Source organism: Ochrobactrum sp. 19YEA23, assembly GCF_029909865.1.
In the GTDB taxonomy this organism is placed as follows: domain Bacteria; phylum Pseudomonadota; class Alphaproteobacteria; order Rhizobiales; family Rhizobiaceae; genus Brucella; species Brucella gambitense.
This window is the reverse complement of sequence record NZ_JASAMQ010000002.1, coordinates 279,115-299,317: the sequence shown is the minus strand read 5'-3', so window position 1 is coordinate 299,317 and position 20,203 is coordinate 279,115. Positions and strand designations below refer to the sequence as shown.

Genomic DNA, 20,203 nt, shown 5'->3' with positions numbered 1-20,203 from the left:
AGAATTTGTCCGATGGTTGTAAACGCATCCTTTTCAGGTTTTCCACCACCTTCACGCCTGCTCAGGCTCGGCTTCGTCGGCGGCGGCGAAGGTGCATTAATAGGCAACGTTCATGCCAACGGCGCGCGATTGTCCAATCGCTGGCACATAGTCGCGGGTGCTCTTTCCTCCGACCCGGAACGCGCACGCCGGTCCGGTCGCGCATGGATGCTCGATGATGATCGCATCTACAGCGGTTTTGGGCAGATGGCGCAGGGCGAAGCCGAACGCTCCGACGGCATCGACGCCGTGGTAATCGCTACTCCGAACCATTTACATCACGCTGTTGCGTCGGCATTTCTGGACGCCGGGATCGACGTCATTTCTGACAAGCCGTTGACGACCAACCTCGATGACGCGCTCGAGCTCGTACGTCGCCAGCAGACCACCGGGCTTGTTTTCGGCGTCACCTACGCCTATGCCGCCCATGCCATGGTGCGGCAGGCACGCGAGATGATCCGCCACGGCATGCTGGGGGATGTTCGCCAGATACATGTCGAATATTTTCAGGAATGGGCAGTCAACCTGACGGACCAGGATGGCGAGTGTCCCTGGCGTCTCGACCCAGCGAAGGTAGGTGCGGCGTTCACAGTAGGTGACATCGGTACGCATGCCATGCATCTCGCGTGCTTCGCCACCAGCAAGGAGCTCGAACAGGTGCGGGCGTTTTTCCATGTCGCCGGCGCTCCGAAATCGCTTGAGGACACCGCCTTCATGCACTTGCGTTTCGAAGGCGGGTTGCCCGGCACATTGATGGTGTCGCAGGCGGCAGCAGGAACGCAATGCGGCTTGCGGCTCAGGGTGTTCGGTAGCCTGGCTGGACTCGAGTGGAACCAGGAGAATCCAGAACACCTTCTGTTTACGCCGCTGGATTCCCCGACGCAGATCATCAGTCGAGGTTATAGCGCGGGCATGTATCCCGCCGCCGCACGCTTCGTGCGCATGCCGCGCGGTCATCCCGAGGCGTTGACCGACGCCTGGGCAAATCTCTATACGGAGTTTGCGGTCGCGATTGATGCGCGTCGCTCTGGCAGGACGCTTCCCGAAGAGCTGCTTGCCTATCCCGATGTTATCGACGGTGCAAAGGGAGTCAGGTTCGTTCAGGCTGCGGTCCAGTCCAATGCGACCGGCGAATGGGTGGATTGCAGATTATGACCGCCACAAATTCCGGTAAACCCGTCATCCTGATCGCGGATCCCGAGCCGCGCACACTCGACATGATCTTCGAGCCGGACGTTATGGCGAGGTTTGCGCAGTTGGGAACCGTTCGAGTGCATGCGGATGGGCGTCGCCTTTCGAAACTGGACCTCGACGCCGCCCTGGTGGAAGCGACGATTTGCATCGGGCAGATCGATCTGCCGGCGGAACGCCTGGCGCAGATGACCAGCCTGCGGGCCATATTCAACGTCGAAGGCAATTTCCTTCCCAATATCGACTATACTTGGTGTTTGGACCACGGCGTCCATGTGCTCAACACCAGCCCGGTCTATGCAACGTCGGTCGCGGAGACGGCGCTCGGCATGGCCCTGGATTTGTGTCGCGAGATCACGGCAACGCACCAAGCGTTTCGAACACGATCGGAAAAATGGGGGGTGGCGAGCAATGTCGACAGCTTCCTTTTAACTGACGCGCGGGTGGGTATTGTGGGCTTGGGCGATCTTGGCCGGCGCCTGCGCGAAATGCTGGTGCCCTTTCGCTGCCAAGTGCGGGTTTTCGATCCGTGGCTTGCCGAACGACGGATCATTGAATAGGACTGTATTCCATCCTCGCTCGATGATCTGTTCCGGCAATCGCAGGTCGTGTTTCTCTTTGCGAGTGCCACCAGCGAGAACCAGGGTTTTATCGGTGAGCGTGAGTTGTCGTTGATGCCGCGTGGTTCGGTGGTTCTGGTCATGAGCCGGGCCGGGATCATCGATTTCGACGCGCTGGAGTGTGCGGTCCGAAGCAGACATGTACGGGCGGGAATAGATGTTTATCCCGTCGAGCCACTACCGGGGGACGCACCTCTTCGACAACTCAACGGTGTGGTCCTGTCCAGTCATCGCAGTGGCGGTATGCGAGAGAGCTTTCTGGAGATCGGCAGGCTCGTCCTCGCCGATACGGAACTTATCCTGCGCGGGCTACCACCCCAAATCTGTCGACGCGCCGAGCGGGAAACGGTGACACGTATGCGCAGCCGTCCCGTGGCGAAATCCTAGAAGGATTTTATGGTCGAGCGAAACCGCTCGTGTCACATAAGCGCCCGCGTAGCTGGAGATGGCCCATTCGCGCCCATCGGCCAGCCCCAAGGAGACATTTCAGTCCTGATTTGCGATGGCTGGGGTTTATCAGCTGGATATCGCATCGAGAACAGATATTGCAGTAAATAATTTCTGCAATTTTTGTTGAAATGTTATTTTACCGTGGCTATGATGCTATCGGGAGCAGGAGGTTGCCCGTTGTCGGTAGAAATGGCGGATATTCAAACCGCCATGATGGGTAAGGCTTTCTCATTCGCTTTCGAATGATGACGACTGAACGTTCCGACCGCACGAACCAGGCGGCCGGACGATGGCGCCGCATTGCCTCCAGACAGGCGGTGGCGTCGAAAGATCAGGGAGGCGTCCCCGATAGACGCTGAGGAGGAGCGAACAGCATGATTAGGAAGATTACGTTTGCGGCCGCGTTTTGCGCGGTACTAGCAGGGCAGGCTCATGCCGAAAAGATCGGTGTTGCGATGTCGTTATTCGACGACAATTTTTTGACCGTCCTGCGCCACAACATTCAGCGCCACGCCGGCGAAGTCGGCGTCGAAGTGCAGATGGAGGATGCGCAGGGCGATATAGCGCGCCAGCAGTCCCAGATCGAAAACTTCGCGGCATCAGGTGTCGACGGCATTATTACGATGCTCATTGATGCGGATTCGGGCCGGGCAATGTCGAAGATTGCCGAAAGAGCAGGGGTACCTCTCGTATTCGTGAACATGCTGCCTGCAAATATGGATGAATTCCCTGAAAAACAGGCATGGGTTGGTTCCGATGAGGAGCAGGCGGGACGGCTCGAAACCACGGAAATATGCCGTTTACTCGGTGGAAAAGGCGATGCCGTCATTCTTATGGGCCAACTCGGCACTACTGGACAGCGAGGCCGCACGAAAGCAACAGAGGAAGTTCTCAAATCCGATGCATGCAAGGACATAAAGGTGCTCGATTCACAATCGGCGAACTGGATGCGAACGCCTGCTATCGATCTCATGACCAACTGGATAACGTCCGGTATGAAGCCCGCCGCCGTGATCTCGAACAACGACGAAATGGCGCTCGGTGCCATCCAGGCGATGAAGTCTGCTGGCGTTGACATGAAGGGCGTCATCGTCGGTGGTGTCGATGCTACGCAGGACGCTTTGGGCGCAATGGAAGCCGGTGATCTCGACGTTACAGTTTATCAATCGGCCAAAGGGCAGGGTGAAGGTGCGCTGGACACGGTCCTGAAAATCGCGCGCGGGCAGCAGTTCGAGCAAAAGGTGGTCGTTCCGTTCGAACTCGTGACGCCAGAGAATCTCGCGCAGTACAAATCCAAAAACTGAAAACGAGCGGCGCCGGAATGCCCGGCGCCAATCCCATGGGGCAAAACAAACGATTTGCTCGGCAGTGCATTGGGGATTGAGCAAATGATTTCCACGACGACGATGCAGGCAGTTGAACAATTCAAGGCGCAACAAGGCGACTATCTTCTTGAAGTTGAGGGAATACGCAAGGAGTTTCCGGGCGTCGTCGCCCTTGACAATGTGCAGTTCCGCTTGCGCCCGGGAACGGTTCACGCGCTGATGGGCGAGAACGGCGCGGGCAAATCGACCCTTATGAAGATCATTGCAGGCGTTTACACGCCGGACGAAGGTCAAATACGCCTTCGCGGTGAGTATATCAGCCTGAAAAGTCCCCGAGATGCTTTGGAACGTGGCATCGCTATGATCCATCAGGAGCTCGCTCTCATGAATTTCATGACCGTCGCCGAGAATATCTGGATCAGGCGCGAGCCAACGAATTCAATCGGGCTTATCGATCACGCCGAAATGACGGACCGAACCAGGACACTATTCAAACAGTTAAAAATCGACATCGATCCTCTGGCAGATGTTCACACGTTGACAATCGCCCAACGACAAATGGTCGAAATCGCCAAGGCCGTCAGCTACGAATCCGGCGTCCTGATCATGGATGAACCGACTTCCGCATTGACCGAAACCGAGGTGGAACATTTGTTCGACATCATCCGCGATCTGCGCTCCCGGGGGATCGGGATTGTTTACATCACCCATAAGATGAACGAGCTTTTTGAGATCGCGGACGAATTTTCGGTATTCCGTGACGGTTCCTATGTAGGCACTCACGCCAGTTCCGATGTAACGCGCGACGACATCATCCGTATGATGGTGGGGCGCGAAATAACCAACATGTTTCCCAAAGAGAAGGCCGAGATCGGCGACGTTATATTGTCGGTAAACGGTCTTACCCTTCGTGGTGTGTTTCACGATATCAGTTTCGATTTGCGGCGCGGTGAGATTCTCGGTGTCGCCGGGCTTGTCGGTTCTGGCCGTTCGAACGTAGCCGAAGCCCTGTTCGGCGTAACACCCGCGACCTCGGGTAGTATTCGCATCAACGGAAGAGAAACTGATATTCGGGCACCCTCGGATGCGATGCGGGAAGGCATGGCATTATTGACGGAGGACCGAAAGGAGACCGGCTGTTTCCTGCCTCTTTCTATTCTTGAGAATATGCAGATTGCCGCATTGCAGGAAAACTATGCCCACGCCGGGTTTGTCGATGAGCGGCGGCTGACACTTCAATGTGAGGAAATGCGCAAGACGCTGCGGGTGAAAACACCCAACCTCGACGAGCGGATCGAAAATCTTTCGGGCGGTAATCAACAGAAGGTTCTGATCGCACGCTGGCTGATGACCCAGCCTGAAATTCTCATCCTTGACGAACCCACGCGCGGCATCGATGTGGGCGCCAAGGCGGAAATCCACCGGCTGATATCGCAACTGGCGCAACGAGGTGTCGCTGTCATCATGATTTCGTCCGAACTGCCCGAAGTGCTGGGCATGTCGGACCGGATACTGGTCATGCACGAGGGCCATATGACCGGCATTCTTGATCGTGCCGACGCCGATCAGGTGAAGATAATGGAACTGGCAGCTCGGTGAAGAGGAAACAATGGATAGTATGAAAATCGAGCCGGTTGGGGAGCAAAAGCGCAAACTGCCGCAGGAAGTGAACATTTTAAGCGTTCTGATCGGCGTGGCGTTGGTCTTTGAGATTCTTGGCTGGATTTTTCAGGGGCAAAGCTTCCTGATGAATCCACAACGTTTGACAATTATGATATTGCAGGTCTCGGTCGTCGGTATCATCGCTGTTGGGGTGACACAGGTCATCATTACGGGCGGCATTGACCTCAGTTCGGGTTCCGTGGTCGCCATGACCGCCATGATTGCAATGAGTTTCGCTCAGGCAGGCAGCTATTCCCGCGCAATATATCCAGCCTTGACGGACCTGCCGGTCATCGTACCGCTTGCGATCGGCCTTGGCCTTGGTCTACTTGCGGGAATCATCAATGGTGTCCTGATCGCACGCACCGGGATTCCTCCATTTATCGCCACGCTTGGCATGATGGTCACCGCCAGGGGCATTGCGAAATGGTATACGAAGGGTCAGCCGATTTCGTTTCCGACGGATAGCTTTGCAGCCATCGGCAGCGGCGCGTGGCCCGTCGCCATATTTCTCGTGGTGGCGATTATCTTCCATATTGCGTTGCGCTACACCCGCTATGGCAAGTTCACTTATGCGATCGGAGCAAATGCGCAGGCCGCCCGTGTGTCCGGCATCAACGTTCAGACCCATATCATCAAGGTCTATGCTATAGCGGGGCTTCTTTCCGGATTGGCGGGTATCGTTACCGCTGCCCGGGCCGAGACAGCACAGGCAGGGATGGGTATGATGTACGAACTTGACGCCATCGCAGCCGCAGTTATCGGCGGAACTTCCCTTTCAGGCGGACGTGGGCGGATTTTTGGAACTGTGATCGGAACCGTCATCCTGGGACTGATGCTTTCGGGCTTCACATTTCTTCGCGTTGACGCCTATTATCAGGAAATCATCAAGGGCCTTATAATCGTCACTGCGGTCATTGTGGATGTCTATCGGCAAAAGGCCCGTAGCGCGAAGAATTGATGCCAACCATTCGTATTCAATGAACAGCCCTGCGGTCCTGATACCGCAGGGCTTTCGTGTTCCCCGACGTCATTTTGATACATTCCCGGGACCATAACGGCCTGGATACCCTGTTGCGGGGCTCTCGGCATAGATACCGAGCGTCAAAATTGTCGGACTAGTCGCAAAGTCCAGCCCAGGAATAGAAACATTTATTGACATATTATTTATTCTGCAATTAGTATTGCATTCTTGTTGGGAGGGACTGCAATGCATGAAGTGAGGCTACCTACAAAGCCACGGATATGCGGCCTCTGGCGCGCTAGTCATAGCGTGTCGTTTTCTGCCACGCGTTTGTGCTGACAATGGCTCTCCTCTCATTCGAGAAGGTTGCCAAGACGTTTGCTGGCATCCCGGTGCTTCAGAGCATCGACCTTGATGTGGACAAAGGGCAGGTGGTGGCACTCGTCGGCGAGAACGGCGCGGGAAAATCCACGCTGATGCGCATCGCGGCAGGTCTGATGGCGCCTAGCACGGGAAGGATAACGTTCGACGGTGCGCCGGCACCCACCACATTGGTTGCGGCCGAACAGGCCGGCATCGTCATGGTTCATCAGGAGTTCTGCCTGGCTCCCCATCTCAGCGTGGCGGAAAATGTCTTTCTCGGGCGTGAGATCGTCCGTGGTCCTTTCATCGACCGCCGTGCGAGCGAGGCGGAGGCCGCGCGGATGCTCGCGGAACTCGGTTCATCGGCTTCGCCGAAGGCGCGTCTTCGCGACCTTCCCGTTTCCGACTGGCAGATGATCGAACTGGCCAAGGCTTTCGCCCGCCGTCCGAAAATCATTCTTATGGATGAACCGACAGCTGTTCTTTCGGCAATGGAAGCTGCAAGGCTTTTCGAGCGTATTCGTGCTTTCACGGAAGGAGGCGGAGCGGTGATCTTCACGTCACATCGTCTCGACGAGGTCGAGGAGATCGCCGACCGTGTCGCTGTGCTGCGCGACGGACGGATCGTGCGCGTGGAAAACGTCACCCAGATTTCGCAGAAAGACATGGCCGAAGCCATGGTTGGCCGCCCGCTTTCGGAAATATATCCGGCACGACGCTCGGCCCGTGATGGAGACGTGCTGATGGAGGTCTGCAACCTTACTTCTCCAGGTGCGGTGAGCAATGTATCACTCGCGATAAGGCGCGGCGAAATTCTCGGACTATCCGGTCTCGTCGGGTCGGGCAGGACCGAGCTTTTCGAGGCGCTGTTCGGCCTGCGACCTGCCTCTTGCCAACATTTCCGGTTACGTGGCCGGGATCGGGCCCTGCCGAATGCACGTGACGCCTGGCGGTTGGGGCTCGCCTATCTGACCGAAGACCGAAAGGGCAAAGGCCTGCTGCTCACCCGGTCCATTGCGCAGAATGTGGCACTTGTGAAGGGCGCACTTGCCGGGCCGGGCTGGATCGATGCGGCAGCCGAACGGCGCGGCTTTCAGGAAGCGGTGCGCGCTTACGATATCCGCGGTACCCGTCTCGACGGGATGGTCGGCGCCTTGAGTGGTGGCAACCAGCAAAAGGTCCTGATCGCGAAGACGCTGGCGATCGAGCCCGAGATTGTGGTTTTCGATGAACCTACGCGCGGCGTCGATATAGGGGCCAAACAGCAGATCTATGAAGTCATTGCTCGTCTCGCGGAGGCAGGAAAAGGCGTCGTCGTCATTTCCTCCGAGATGCAGGAGATAGTGGGGCTCGCGGATCGGGTTCTCGTCATGCGTCAAGGCCGTATCACCGGCGAACTGCGAAACGGCGAAATTAGTGAGCAGGCGATCATTCGCTTCGCGATGGGGTTGCAGGAGGAAATGCAGCATGTCTGATCGAACCGCTGAAACGACCGGTGCAGTTGCGGAGAACCGCGCGTTTCTGTCGAGGATACTCACTTCTACGGGACCGTTGCTGGCACTTGTACTGTTGATGCTGATCGGCCTTCTGATGAGCGATAATTTCCTGACCTACGAAAACCTGACCAATGTCTTTACCCGCAGCGCGATCATCGGCATTATCGCCATCGGAGCGACCTTTGTGATAACTGCAGGAGGCCTCGATCTTTCGGTAGGTTCGCTTTCGGCGCTGATCGCTGGGCTCACCATCATGGCGATGAACGCCCTGGCGGACTGGTCCGACACTGGATGGCTTCTGGTTGTTGCCGGGATCGTGGTTTCCCTGCTTCTCGGTGCTTCGGCGGGCTTCCTTAATGGAGCCATGGTCGTCAAGGGTCGTGTCGAGGCTTTCATTGTCACGCTTGGTACAATGGGCATCTTTCGCGCGCTCGTGACCTGGCTTTCCGATGGCGGCGCGATCTCACTGAATTTTTCGCTGCGCGACGCCGTGCGGCCGATTTACTACAATGCCGTACTGGGAATCCCTATCCCCGTGATCGTGCTAATCGTGATCGCGATCGCTGCCGAACTCGTTTTGTGGAAAACGCGCTTCGGTCGCCACACCGCGGCCATCGGCTCCAATCGCAATGTCGCGCGGTTTTCAGCCATTCCGGTCGATGGGGTGCGCATCGCTACTTATGTGATCCAGGGAATTTGCGTCGCCATTGCCACGGTTATCTACGTGCCGCGTCTCGGGTCGGCCACACCTTCGACGGGCCTGATGTGGGAGCTTGAGGCCATCGCTTCGGTCATCATCGGCGGTACGGCGCTAGCGGGCGGTTATGGGCGCATCTGGGGCACCATCGTCGGTGTGCTGATCCTGGGTTTTATTGCAAATATCCTCAATCTGACGGGCGTTGTTAGTCCATATCTCAACGGAGCCTTTCAGGGCGTCATCATCATCATCGCCGTGCTTTTGCAGCGGGACAGAGCGACTGATTGAGTTGGGATACCGGCAGTGCCGCATCAATGAACTATCGATCACAGGAGAAGACGAAACATGCGAGGAAGAATAAGGACATATTTTGCCGCAGTCAGTATCGCGATCGCCGGCTGGGCCATGCCCGTACATGCTGCAGAAACGCTGATCGGTGTGTCGATCCCGGCCGCCACGCATGGCTGGACCGGCGGATTAAACTATCATACAAAACGCACGATTGATGCGATGAAGAAGGCGTTTCCAAATGTCGACTTCGTGCTGACGACATCATCGAGCGCCACGCAGCAGGTCAACGATATAGAGGACATGATGGCGCGCGGGATCAAGGCGCTCGTCGTTCTGCCCATGGAATCCGATCCTCTCACCGAGCCCGTCAAGACCATTAAGCAGAAAGGCGTTTTCGTTACCGTCGTCGATCGCGGGCTTTCGGAACCGGGCATAGAGAACCTCTACGTGGGTGGCGACAATCCCGAATATGGCAAGGTAGCCGCCGAATACTTCAAGGGAAAATTCCCTGACGGCGCAAAAATCGTGGTTTTGCGCGGTATTCCGACGGCCATCGACAATATTCGCATCGAAGCATTCAACGACGTTCTGAAAGGAACGAAGATCGAGGTTCTTGATATGCAGTATGGGAACTGGAATCCGGACAAGAGTTTCGAAGTGATGCAGGACATGCTGCAGCGCTTCTCCCAGATCGACGGCGTTTGGGCAGGCGATGACGATGCGGCCCTGGGCGCAATGGAAGCGATCAAGCAATCTGGCAGGAAGAATGTCGCAGTGCTTGGCGGCTCTGGCATGAACAAGGTCGTGAAGATGGTGATGGATGGCTCCGACCATGTGGACGCAGACATTTTCTATCCGCCGACGCTGATCATCCCGGCAATTGAATTGACGACCATGAAGTACGCTACGCAGGCACCAATTACCGGTCGCTATGTGCTTGGCAGCCCGCTCATCACGAAGGAGAATGCTGCGGAGTTCTACTTCCCGGATTCCCCGTACTGATGACGGTCAACCTCACAGTTTTACGTCCGGTGCCACGTGCACCGGACGTTTTCGTTTCCGCATTCATTTTCGTGCGTCGGCACCTGTTACGGTAGGAATTCGAGGGGCCGAATGATCATGTTGTACCCGCGCTGCCACCGCAACGACCAGAGCTTGCGCCAGACACATGGGTGCAGCGAGCGAGCGAGAAAATGTGTAGTCATGTTCGGGAACAGCAAAGAGCACCCGGGCGGATTTTGCCAGCGGCGAAAGCGTGCTGTCTGTGATCGCAACGATCTCTATTCCCTTGGCACCCGCTTCCTCGACGATGTTCACGACTTCATTGGCGTAAGAGCGGAACGACACTGCCACCAGCACATCGTTGTTGCGCATCGTCCTAGCCATATGCGTGGCGAGCCCACCGGAGGAACTGAGCAGAACGCAGCGCTTGCCAAGCATTGTCAGGACATAGCGCAAAAGCTCAACGACAGGCTCGGAGCGTAGCTGTCCGAGTAGATAGATTGTATCCGCCTTAAACAGGGCGTCGGCGGCATAGGTCAGATCTTCCTGTGAAATATCCTCCAGCAATTCCTGCAGGGAGGCGATATCGCGCACAACCAGTTCACGGAGCAGGCTTACTTCCGAATGGTCGCTGCTCTGTCGCAACTCAGTTTCCAGTGCCCTGACGCGGGCTTCGAATCCCGGTGCTGCTGTGGCCAACCTTTGCTGGAATAGAACCTGCAGTTCCTTGAAGCCCTTGTAACCGAGTGACTGGGCAAAACGCACAAAGCTGGACGCATGAATCCCGCATCGTTCCGCGATGGCGTTGACCGACTGGACAGCGACGTCGTTCGGATTTTGCGTCAGGAATACGGAGATGCGCTGATAGGTCTTGCTCATCTGATCATGCTGCTCGTGAATGAGCTTGATCAGTTCTTCATAATTGCTCGGAATGTTCGCTGAACCCATACAATTCTCCGTTGCGTCATTGTGCAATAAATATTGCAGCAAGCCAAGTGTGGCATAACCGCAAGGAACAAAAAGGCGCCCGGCTCGACTATCCGGGCGCCAGGAAGGCGATCGTTGCGCCTTGGGAAGCAATCAGCGTGGTAACTTCATCCATCGACCCGCCTTCGAAGAGTGCTGGATTGTCTCCACTAGCGTCTGGATGCGCAGGCCAGCGGTGAAGCCGAATGGCTCGGGAGTTTCGCCCGCAATGGCGCGTAAAAAGCCTTCGATCTCGATGGCCTTGAGATCATTGAAGCCGAGCTGGTGGCCGGGCGCGACGCAGAAACGGCCGTAAGGCGCATGATCCGGCGCCGCCTCGATCCGTCGAAAACCCCGGCGGCCGGCGACATCTTGTGTCGAATAGAAATGTAGTTCGTTGAAGCGTTCCTGGGTGAAGGCGAGCGCGCCTTTTTCGCCATAAATCTCGAAATCGTGCTGCATTTTGCGGCCGGTAGCGATCCAGTTGCCCTCAATCGAGCCCTGCGCGCCGCTGGCGAAGCGCAGGAACGCGCGGCCCACGTCGTCCACCTCGACTTTGCGCACCCCGCCTTTCCCGTCGGGGCGTTCCGCGATCATGGTGATGCAGTCGCCCATGACGTCACTGATCGGGCCGATCAGAAATTCGGCTGTCGCCAGCGCATGGCTGCCGATATCCGCAAGCGCGCCACCGCCGGCGGGATGGTGCCTGAAGGTGAAGGTACCCGTTGCGTTTGCCATATAATCCTCGGCGTGCAGGCCGCGATAGCCGCGAATTTCCCCCAGTTCGCCGGCGGCAATCATATCACGCGCTAGACGCATCATGGGATTGCAGAGATAGTTGAACCCGACTTGGGTCTTAATTCCTTTGGCTGTCGCAGCCTCGGCCATTTCCCGCGCATCCGCTGCCAGTGGCGCGAGCGGTTTTTCGCAATAGACGTGCTTGCCCGCAGCGATGGCGGTCAGCGCCATTTCCTTGTGCAGTGCATTGGGCGCGGTGATGTCGATCAGATCGATTTCGGGGTTGGCGACCAGGTCACGCCAGTCGGCGGTCGAGTGATCGAAGCCGAAATCCGTTGCCGCGCGTTCGGCTGCCTCAGGGGTGATATCGGCGACTGTATGCAATTCGATCTGATAGGGAAGGTCAAAAACCTTCTGGGCGGACGCGAAGCCGAACACATGGGCCTTGCCCATAAAGCCGGTGCCGATCAGGCCAACGCGCAGTTTCGGCTTGTCACGCATGGGCGAACTCCTGATTGACGATCAGATGCGGCTCGATGGTTCCCGCCAGAAAATTGACCGCATTTTCGATGGATGCGATCGCCATTCGCTCCCCGCACTCGGCGGTGAGGCCGGCGATATGGGGAGAGAGAAGGACTGCGTCATGGAAGAACAGTGGCGATCCGTCAACGGGCGGTTCCTCTTCGAACACGTCGACGCCCGCAGCCCCGACTTGTCCGGATGCGAGCGCGTCCGCGAGCGCCTTTTCGCACACCACACCTCCGCGCGCTGTATTGGCGAGGATGACGCCGGGTTTCATTTTCGCGAATTCCGCGGCGCCGATAGCCGGCGTGTCACTTCTGGGGATGTGGACCGAAATGCAGTCTGCCCAGCCCAGTCCCTCATCGAGCGAAACCGGCGTTACCGCGCCTTCCGGCCAACCAGCCTTTTCAAGCAGGGGATCGCAGGCACGAACTTGCATTCCGAAGCCAGAAGCCATGCGGGCCAGATGCCGCCCGATGCGGCCATAGCCGAGGATAAGCAGGTTCTTGCCGGATATTTCCCGCTGTTGCAGCTTGTTGCGCCAGTCCCACTGGCCTGGCTCGCGCACGGCGCGGTCAGCGCGGAGCGCCCGTTTGGCCCCGGCCAGAAGCTGCATCATTGCGTGTTCGGCGACCGACACCGAATTGACGTCGCCGACGATGGTGAGTGCGATGCCGCGCGCATTCAGCGCCCCAAGATCGACGGCGTCATAGCCGACGCCGTGGCGCGACACCACCTTGAGATGCTCGGCCCGCGCGATGGTAGCAGCGGAAAGCGGCTGCGTGCGCAGCACCATCGCATCCGCCCTGGCGATCAGTGGCGCATAGGAGGCTTCCGACACTTCCTCGACGTAATCGACGGTGAAATCCCGGCTTTTCAACTGCTCTAGCAGCGCCTCGCCGGACGGGTGAAGTTTTCCCGCCACCAGAAGATGCGGCATCAATAGGCTCCTTCCGTCGCCTTTGTGAGGGTCGCGCCGGTTAGTTCGCGCCATCTCGCGACGGAGGCGGCAGCGGCGGCGGCGAGCAGGCGCGTGTCGCCGGAGACGGTGGTGAGATCGAAACCCCATTCTACTGCGCGGGCGGCATATTCGGCCGTTCCGCAATGCAGGCAGGCGCGGATATCATTCTTTCTGCAGACGGCGACAATATGCTGGATTAGTTCAATCATTTCCGGCTCCTCTCGATCGAAACCGGGCGGCAGACGACCTTCCTGCGTGCCGAGTGTCAGATCGGCCGGGCCTACGTAGATGCCATCGAGGCCCGGCGTCGCGGCGATCTCCTCTAGATTGTCTACGCCCTCGCGGGTTTCGATCATGGCGAGCGCCACGACCTCGTCATTGGCAGCCACGCCATAGCTTCCATAGGCGAAGGCGGCACGGGTGGGGCCGAAACTGCGCTGGCCCTTCGGCGGATAGCGCATATAGCTGACGAATTCCGCAGCCTCCGCTGCCGAATTGATCATCGGGCAGATGATCCCCTGCGCCCCGGCGTCGAGCGCCTTCATAATGACGCCGGGCTCGCGCCATGGCGCGCGCGCCATGACCGTGACGCCCGAAGCGCGCATGGCCTGCAGCATCGGCAACGCCGAATTATAATCGAGCGCACCATGCTGCATGTCGATGGTGATGGAATCATAGCCCTGCGCCGCCATGATTTCGGCGGTGAAAGGATTGCCGATGGAAAGCCAGCCATTCATGGCTGGCTGGCCCTCGGACCAGAGTTTCTTGAGCCTGTTGGTGAACATGCGGCCTCCTCAGAACACGATCTGCGCTAGTTTGGTATCGAGATAGTCCTGTATCCCCTCCAATCCCCCTTCGCGCCCCATGCCGGAATGATTGGTCCCCCCGAAGGGCGCTTCAGAAGCGGCGAGCGCGAAGCTGTTGATCCCGACCATGCCCGCCTTGAGCGCGGCAACGGTGCGCCGGGCGCGATCCGGCGAGCGGGTGAAGGCGTAGGCCGATAAGCCCATATAGGACGCGTTGGCACGGGCCAACGCCTCTTCTTCGCTCTTGAAGCGGGTGATTGCGGCGATGGGGCCGAAATTTTCCTCCGCGAATACTTTCATGTCATCGGTCACGTCGGTGAGAACTGTCGGTTCGAAAAAATATCCGGCGTTGAACTGGGCCGGGCGCTTGCCACCATGGGCGAGCGTCGCCCCGGCGGCGATAGCGCTCGCGACGATGGCGTCGATTTCCGCGAGCCGGTTGGCGTTGATTAGCGGCCCCATGCCGGTTTCGGGATCGAGTCCGTCGCCGAGCCGGATCTTCTTTGTTCGTTCGACGAAGCCTTCGACGAAGGTGTCATGCAGGCTCTCATGAATGAAGAAGCGGTCCGGCGTGACGCATACCTGCCCGCAGTTGGCGAATTTGGTCGGCACGGCGAGATCGAGCGCCGTTTCCAGATCGGCGTCGTCATAGACGATCAGTGGCGCGTTGCCGCCGAGCTCCATCGAGACTTTTTTGACCGTATCCGCGGCGTCACGAATCATCTGCTGGCCGATGCGGGTCGAGCCCGTCAGCGACACTTTACGTACGCGGTTGTCCGCCATGATCGGCGCATAGGTCGAGCCCGTGTCGCCGACCACCAGATTAAAAGCGCCGTCAGGCAGGCCCGCCGTACGCAGGCAATCCACCATGACCATGGCGACGCCCGGCGTCTGCGACGAGGGGCGCAGCACGACGGAACACCCGGCGGCGAGCGCTGGCGCGAGCTTTCGCGCCGGCAGCGCCGCCGGAAAGTTCCAGGCGGTGAAGGCGCCGACGACGCCGAGCGGTTCATGCGTGACCTCGAAGCGCCCGCCCGCCACGCGGCTGTCGACGATACGGCCATAGATGCGCCGTGCCTCCTCCGCATACCAGCGGAACTGGTCGCAGGCGAGGCCCCATTCGCGTCCCGCCTGCGCCGCTGGTTTACCGGTTTCGGCGGTTATCATTCGCACGGCTTCGTCCGTGCGGCGGATCATTTCGTCGGCGGCCTTGTGCAGCGCGTCGGCGCGCGCGAAGCCGCCCATGGCGCGCAACGGCTGCAAACCCGCGGTGGCGGCGTCGAGCGCTCTGCGGGTGTCTTCGAGCGTCGCCAGCGGCACGGAGCCGAGCGGCTTTTCGGTGACTGGCGAAACGACCTCTCCCAAGGCCGAACCTTTCGACCAATGGCCGCCAATAAAGAGTCCAAAATTCGTATACATGATCTATCCAATATCGCGGGTGGGAATGGTGCGTCCTTCGGTCAGAGAGCGGATCGCCGCTTCGGCCAGAATGAGTGCCTGCCTGCCGTCCTCGAAGCTGACTTCCGGTTGACTGCCCTGTTCGACGGCGTCGACAAAGGCGCTGATCTCGGCGGCGAACGCTTCGGCGTAGCGGTCGATGAAGAAGTTCATCAGTGCCGGCTTGCGGTCGGTGAAATCCGCGCCGTATAGGCTGAGTTTGGTGAGGGTGCGGTTTTCCGAAATCGCCATGCCGCCGCTGCCGAACGCCTCGACGCGCTGGTCGTATCCGTAAACGGCTTGGCGAGAATTATTGATAATGCACTGCCTGCCGGACGCGGTTTTCAGCAACACCGTGACCGTATCGTAATCATTGCAGTTTTCCATCAAAGCTGGATCAACCAGCCTAGAACCGGTAGCGAAGACCTCCTCGATTTCCTCGCCCAGAATAAAGCGCGCCATATCGAAATCGTGGATAGTCATGTCGCGGAAGATGCCGCCCGACACCTCGATATAGGCCGCGGGAGCCATGCCGGGATCGCGCGAGGTGATAAAGACCTGATGTACGTCGCCGATCTGGCCGTTTTCGATGGCCTGGCGCACAGCGCGGTGGCCGCTGTCGAACCGGCGCACGAAACCAAGCATGATCGGCAGTTTGCTGCCCGAGATCGCTTTCGCACAGGCGTTGACGCGGGTGAGCGACAGGTCGATCGGCTTTTCGCACAGGACAGGCTTGCCAGCGGCGACGGCCTGCTCGATAAGGTCCGCGTGGGTGGCCGTGGACGTGGCGATCAGCACCGCGTCGACGGCGTCGGAGGCGAAGATCGCCTCAGCCGAATCGAACAACGGAACGCCGAATTTCTGAGCTATTTCCTGCGCAGCCGGGACATGCAGGTCAAAAACGCCTGCCAATCCGGCGCGCGGATGCGCTGCGATATTTTCGGCGTGCATCCGTCCAATGCGGCCGACGCCGAGCACTGCAATATTGAGCATGAAGTCTCCTCCCGGAATTTTGTGCAATAATCATTGCAAGATTGTTGCATTGTCAATATGTATTCCGTAATCTTCAGAAATACCCATCCGCAGGAGGAGGCGAGATGACCAGAAACACAGTGCGTCTGACCATGGCTCAGGCTCTTGTCCGTTACCTTTGCAACCAGTTCACCGAGATTGACGGTGTGCACGTGCCGCTGTTTGCCGGCGTATTCGGTATTTTCGGCCATGGCAACGTGACGTGCCTTTCGGAAGCGCTGGAGCCGGTTCAGGACCAACTGCCGACATGGCGCGGCCAGAACGAGCAATCTATGGCCCTGGCCGCCATCGGCTTCGCCAAGGCGAAGCGCCGCCGACAGATCATGATCGCGGCGACCTCCATCGGGCCAGGCGCGGCCAATATGGTGACGGCAGCGGGCGTGGCCATGGCCAACCGCCTGCCGGTGCTACTTCTGGCCGGCGATACTTTCGCCAACCGCCTGCCGGACCCGGTCCTGCAGCAGGTCGAGCACTTCGGCGACCCGACGATCACGGTCAACGACGCTTTCAAGACAGTCGTGCGCTATTGGGACCGCATCACCTTACCGGAGCAGATCATCCATTCGTTGCCCCATGCGATTGCGACCATGCTTGATCCCGCCGATTGCGGGCCGGCCTTTATCGGTCTGGCGCAGGACACGCAGGAAATCGCCTTTGATTATCCCGAAATCTTCTTCAAGCCGAAAGTCTGGAAAATCCCGCGACCGCGCCCCGATCGTGACGCGGTCACAGCGGCTGTGGAGCTGCTCAAATCGGCCAAACGCCCGCTGATCATTTCGGGCGGTGGCGTGCGCTATTCGCTGGCCGAAAACGAAGTGGCCGACTTCGCGCTGAAGCGGGGGATCCCAGTCGTCGAAACCATCGCCGGCAAGGGTGCGATGACGCACGAGCATCCCGCGCATGCGGGGCCGCTCGGCATCGTCGGTTCGACCTCGGCCAACGCGCTCGCCAAAGAGGCGGACGTCATTCTAGCCATCGGCACGCGCTTGCAGGATTTCACCACCGGCTCATGGACCGCCTTCGCCGAGGCCGCGCAATTTATTTCGGTCAACGCGGCGCGCTTCGATGCGGTCAAGCACCGGGCATTGTCCGTAGTCGGAGATGCGCTGGAGACAGTGCGGGAACTGGACGCGGGACTTGGCGATTACAAGGCTGACGCCGGCCTGATGAAGCAGGCCAAGACGCTGTTCGCCGACTGGAACAAGGTGCTCGACGAGCACCAGATGCGCACTAACGCGCCAGTGCCGTCATATGCGCAAGTGGTTGGTGTGCTCAACGCGGTGGCGAAGCCGGAAGATACCCTGATCGCGGCGGCGGGCGGCACACCCGGCGAGGTGGTCAAGGGCTGGCGGGTCAAGAATCCAAACACGTTCGATTGCGAATTCGGCTTTTCCTGCATGGGGTATGAGATTTCGGCGGGCTGGGGCTGTGCCATGGCGCAAGAGGGCCCAGGAGCAACCGGCGGCACGCCGATCGTCATGCTGGGCGACGGCACCTATATGATGATGAATTCCGATATCTATTCGGCAGCGCTCACCGGCCACAAGATGATCGTGGTGGTGTGCGACAATGGTGGCTATGCGGTGATCAATCGATTGCAGCAGGCTAAGGGCGTGCCGGGCTTCAACAATCTCCTGACCGATTGCCGCGTACAAAATCGCCAGAATCCGCTTCATGTCGATTTCGTCAAGCACGCCGAGGCCATGGGCGCTCAGGCTCGCAAGGCCGACAGTCTCGCCGACCTGGAGGAGGCGATGAAATGGGCGCAGGGCAATGACGGAGTGACCGTCATTTCCATCGTGTCCGACGCATGGAAATGGGTGCCGGGCGACGCCGACTGGGATGTAGGCGTGCCCGCTGTCTCAACCTTCGAGAAGGTTCGCGCCGCCCGCAAGGCACAGGAAAAAATTCGTGAAGCGCAGCGGACAGGTGTTTGATATGAAAGCCAAACTGGGGATCGCCCCGATAGCCTGGTGGAACGACGATCTGCCGGAACTCTCGGATGATGTGAGTTTGGAAGAATGCCTGCGTCAGGCCTCCATTGCCGGTTTCACCGGCATGGAGACGGGACGCCGCTTTCCGATGGATATGGGGGAGCTCGGGCCGGTTCTGGATAAATACGGAATTTCCGTCTGCGGCGGCTGGTTTTCAGGCCAGTTGCTCGACGGCGATATTGAGGCGGAGAAAGACCGTATCTCCCAGCAAATGGCGTTCTTCATCGCCGCGCGCGCGCCCTGTATCGTCTATGGTGAGACGGCGCGGTCAATTCAGGGCGTGCGCTCTGCGCCGCTTGCAACCAAACCAAAGCTGGACGAGGCCGAAATGGCGGCTTATGGGCGCAAGATGTCGGATTTTGCCGACTGGTGCGCCAGGCAGGGCATGCCGATTTCCTATCACCACCATATGGCGGCAGCAGTCGAGACGGAAGTCGAACTTGACCTGTTCATGAAGCATTCGTCAGTGCCGCTGTTGTTCGACGCCGGGCATATGGCTTTCGCTGGCGGCGACGTCATGCGCGTGATCGACAATCATCACGAGCGCATCAGCCATGTTCACACCAAGGACATACGCTGCGCGGTGGTGGACGGGCTCGACCGAACCCGGGAAAGCTTTCTCGACGCCGTCATCAAGGGCGCGTTCACGGTTCCAGGCGATGGTGATTTGGACTTTGAAGCCATCGTTGGGGCTTTGATGGGCAAGAATTATGAGGGATGGTTCGTCGTCGAAGCGGAGCAGAATCCGGTTGCCAATCCGCCATTGGAGATGGCGCGTAAGGGTCACATGGAGTTGCAGCGCGTTATGGCGGCGGCGGGATATGAGGTTGTAAAATGAATAGGATCGAAGGAAAGGTCGTCGTTGTCACCGGTGGCACGCAGGGACTTGGCGCGGCTGTTGCCCGGCTCTTCTCGCAGGCCGGCGCGGCGGGTATCGCCATTATCGGGCGCGGCGTCGAAAAGGGACAGGCGGTCGCAAAAGAGATCGCCGAAGGCACTGGTGTTCCTGTCGAGATGATTGCAGCCGATCTGGCTGATATCAACGATGTGCGCGGCATCGTTCCCGCCGTTGACGAGCGGTTTCGTCGGGTAGACATTCTGGTCAACGCCGCTGGCCTGACCGATCGCGGCAATCTGCTCAACACCACACCCGAACTTTTCGACCGCATGTTCGCGGTTAATACGCGCGCGCCATTCTTTTTGATGCAGGATGCTGCCAAGGTCATGATCCGCGAAGGGATCGAGGGCCGCATTGTGAATATTGGTTCGATGTCTGGATTGGTTGGACAGCCATTTCTTGCTCCCTACGCCGGTTCCAAGGGCGCGCTGGCCACGCTGACGCGCCATGCCGGCTTCGCCCTGATGCGCCACCGCATCCATGTCAACCAGTTGGATATCGGCTGGATGAACTCGGACCATGAGCGTGCGCTGATGCTGTCGGAAACCGGCGACCCGGATTTCATCGACCGTGCGGCCACGCAAAAGCCGTTCGGTCGTATTCTCGATCCTGCCGAGGTCGCCCGCGCTGTCCTTTGGATGGCGTCGGACGATAGTGGCATGATGACCGGCGCAGTGGTTCCCTTCGACCAATCGGTCCATGGCGGTTACGACGACGCGCCGGTTCCCGCCAGCAAGCTGGAGGCATGA

Annotated in this window: 16 protein-coding genes and 1 pseudogene; 11 read left to right on the top strand and 6 right to left on the bottom strand. The window is 58.7% G+C overall.

The features are described 5' to 3' along the window. The first annotated feature begins 12 nt into the window (after window positions 1-12). The 8 genes and pseudogenes from QBD01_RS07995 (at window position 13) to QBD01_RS07960 (ending at window position 10,100) form a co-directional block, all read left to right on the top strand. Window positions 13-1,194 carry a Gfo/Idh/MocA family oxidoreductase gene (locus QBD01_RS07995; RefSeq protein ID WP_280992350.1) on the top strand — a complete coding sequence of 394 codons (1,182 nt, stop codon included), beginning with the start codon at window positions 13-15 and terminating at the stop codon, window positions 1,192-1,194. Further along, window positions 1,173-2,237 (top strand): annotated as a pseudogene (locus tag QBD01_RS07990) (hydroxyacid dehydrogenase). Before QBD01_RS07995 ends, QBD01_RS07990 begins: the two are co-directional and overlap by 22 nt. A gap of 440 nt (window positions 2,238-2,677) precedes the next feature. Continuing rightward, window positions 2,678-3,604, top strand: a complete 927-nt coding sequence (locus QBD01_RS07985; RefSeq protein ID WP_392391349.1) for a substrate-binding domain-containing protein — start codon at window positions 2,678-2,680, stop codon at window positions 3,602-3,604. 84 nt (window positions 3,605-3,688) lie between these two features. Beyond that, entirely contained in the window at window positions 3,689-5,224 is a 1,536-nt protein-coding gene (locus QBD01_RS07980) for a sugar ABC transporter ATP-binding protein (RefSeq protein ID WP_171319095.1), read from the top strand. Window positions 5,225-5,243: 19 nt separating this feature from the next. Beyond that, window positions 5,244-6,248 (top strand): ABC transporter permease, encoded by a 1,005-nt coding sequence (locus QBD01_RS07975; RefSeq protein ID WP_376786641.1) that lies wholly within the window; start codon window positions 5,244-5,246, stop codon window positions 6,246-6,248. Between the two features lie 344 nt (window positions 6,249-6,592). Beyond that, window positions 6,593-8,089 (top strand): sugar ABC transporter ATP-binding protein, encoded by a 1,497-nt coding sequence (locus tag QBD01_RS07970; RefSeq protein ID WP_280992348.1) that lies wholly within the window; start codon window positions 6,593-6,595, stop codon window positions 8,087-8,089. Next, window positions 8,082-9,095, top strand: a complete 1,014-nt coding sequence (locus QBD01_RS07965; RefSeq protein ID WP_280992347.1) for an ABC transporter permease — start codon at window positions 8,082-8,084, stop codon at window positions 9,093-9,095. The genes QBD01_RS07970 and QBD01_RS07965 overlap by 8 nt, the downstream gene beginning before the upstream one ends. 57 nt (window positions 9,096-9,152) lie before the next feature. Further along, a complete protein-coding gene (locus QBD01_RS07960) occupies window positions 9,153-10,100 on the top strand; it encodes a substrate-binding domain-containing protein (RefSeq protein WP_171319099.1) in 948 nt (315 codons plus the stop codon). Between the two features lie 63 nt (window positions 10,101-10,163). Here the strand turns inward: QBD01_RS07960 and QBD01_RS07955 are convergent, their stop codons facing one another. The 6 genes from QBD01_RS07955 to iolG all read right to left on the bottom strand — a co-directional run bounded on the left by QBD01_RS07955 (window position 10,164) and on the right by iolG (window position 16,523). Beyond that, on the bottom strand, window positions 10,164-11,048 hold the full coding sequence (locus tag QBD01_RS07955; protein WP_171319100.1) for a MurR/RpiR family transcriptional regulator: 885 nt from the start codon (window positions 11,046-11,048) through the stop codon (window positions 10,164-10,166). A gap of 132 nt (window positions 11,049-11,180) precedes the next feature. Continuing rightward, a complete protein-coding gene (locus QBD01_RS07950) occupies window positions 11,181-12,305 on the bottom strand; it encodes a Gfo/Idh/MocA family protein (protein WP_171319101.1) in 1,125 nt (374 codons plus the stop codon). Then, entirely contained in the window at window positions 12,298-13,266 is a 969-nt protein-coding gene (locus QBD01_RS07945) for a hydroxyacid dehydrogenase (RefSeq protein ID WP_171319102.1), read from the bottom strand. Before QBD01_RS07945 ends, QBD01_RS07950 begins: the two co-directional genes overlap by 8 nt. After that, complete coding sequence (locus QBD01_RS07940; protein WP_171319103.1) at window positions 13,266-14,072, bottom strand: HpcH/HpaI aldolase/citrate lyase family protein; 807 nt, start codon at window positions 14,070-14,072, stop codon at window positions 13,266-13,268. Before QBD01_RS07940 ends, QBD01_RS07945 begins: the two co-directional genes overlap by 1 nt. Before the next feature lie 9 nt (window positions 14,073-14,081). Next, on the bottom strand, window positions 14,082-15,512 hold the full coding sequence (locus QBD01_RS07935) for an NAD-dependent succinate-semialdehyde dehydrogenase (protein WP_171319104.1): 1,431 nt from the start codon (window positions 15,510-15,512) through the stop codon (window positions 14,082-14,084). A 3-nt stretch (window positions 15,513-15,515) separates the two neighbouring features. Further along, a complete protein-coding gene (gene iolG, locus QBD01_RS07930) occupies window positions 15,516-16,523 on the bottom strand; it encodes an inositol 2-dehydrogenase (protein ID WP_171319105.1) in 1,008 nt (335 codons plus the stop codon). Between the two features lie 104 nt (window positions 16,524-16,627). Between iolG and iolD the strand changes: the two genes are divergently transcribed. From iolD to QBD01_RS07915, 3 genes are read left to right on the top strand one after another with little or no spacing between them, the layout of a single operon-like run. Then, on the top strand, window positions 16,628-18,499 hold the full coding sequence (iolD, locus tag QBD01_RS07925) for a 3D-(3,5/4)-trihydroxycyclohexane-1,2-dione acylhydrolase (decyclizing) (protein ID WP_171319106.1): 1,872 nt from the start codon (window positions 16,628-16,630) through the stop codon (window positions 18,497-18,499). Between the two features lies 1 nt (window position 18,500). Then, entirely contained in the window at window positions 18,501-19,394 is an 894-nt protein-coding gene (gene iolE, locus QBD01_RS07920; RefSeq protein WP_171319107.1) for a myo-inosose-2 dehydratase, read from the top strand. Next, on the top strand, window positions 19,391-20,203 hold the full coding sequence (locus tag QBD01_RS07915) for an SDR family oxidoreductase (RefSeq protein ID WP_171319108.1): 813 nt from the start codon (window positions 19,391-19,393) through the stop codon (window positions 20,201-20,203). Before iolE ends, QBD01_RS07915 begins: the two co-directional genes overlap by 4 nt.

Coding starts and splice junctions, on each gene's coding strand:
- QBD01_RS07980 (WP_171319095.1), top strand. CDS start 3,689: ATGATTTCCACGACGACGATGCAGGCAGTTGAACAATTCAAGGCGCAA.
- iolG (WP_171319105.1), bottom strand. CDS start 16,523: ATGCTCAATATTGCAGTGCTCGGCGTCGGCCGCATTGGACGGATGCAC.
- QBD01_RS07995 (WP_280992350.1), top strand. CDS start 13: ATGGTTGTAAACGCATCCTTTTCAGGTTTTCCACCACCTTCACGCCTG.
- QBD01_RS07970 (WP_280992348.1), top strand. CDS start 6,593: ATGGCTCTCCTCTCATTCGAGAAGGTTGCCAAGACGTTTGCTGGCATC.
- QBD01_RS07915 (WP_171319108.1), top strand. CDS start 19,391: ATGAATAGGATCGAAGGAAAGGTCGTCGTTGTCACCGGTGGCACGCAG.
- QBD01_RS07940 (WP_171319103.1), bottom strand. CDS start 14,072: ATGTTCACCAACAGGCTCAAGAAACTCTGGTCCGAGGGCCAGCCAGCC.
- QBD01_RS07965 (WP_280992347.1), top strand. CDS start 8,082: ATGTCTGATCGAACCGCTGAAACGACCGGTGCAGTTGCGGAGAACCGC.
- QBD01_RS07950 (WP_171319101.1), bottom strand. CDS start 12,305: ATGCGTGACAAGCCGAAACTGCGCGTTGGCCTGATCGGCACCGGCTTT.
- QBD01_RS07960 (WP_171319099.1), top strand. CDS start 9,153: ATGCGAGGAAGAATAAGGACATATTTTGCCGCAGTCAGTATCGCGATC.
- QBD01_RS07955 (WP_171319100.1), bottom strand. CDS start 11,048: ATGGGTTCAGCGAACATTCCGAGCAATTATGAAGAACTGATCAAGCTC.
- iolD (WP_171319106.1), top strand. CDS start 16,628: ATGACCAGAAACACAGTGCGTCTGACCATGGCTCAGGCTCTTGTCCGT.
- QBD01_RS07975 (WP_376786641.1), top strand. CDS start 5,244: ATGAAAATCGAGCCGGTTGGGGAGCAAAAGCGCAAACTGCCGCAGGAA.
- QBD01_RS07935 (WP_171319104.1), bottom strand. CDS start 15,512: ATGTATACGAATTTTGGACTCTTTATTGGCGGCCATTGGTCGAAAGGT.
- QBD01_RS07945 (WP_171319102.1), bottom strand. CDS start 13,266: ATGCCGCATCTTCTGGTGGCGGGAAAACTTCACCCGTCCGGCGAGGCG.
- iolE (WP_171319107.1), top strand. CDS start 18,501: ATGAAAGCCAAACTGGGGATCGCCCCGATAGCCTGGTGGAACGACGAT.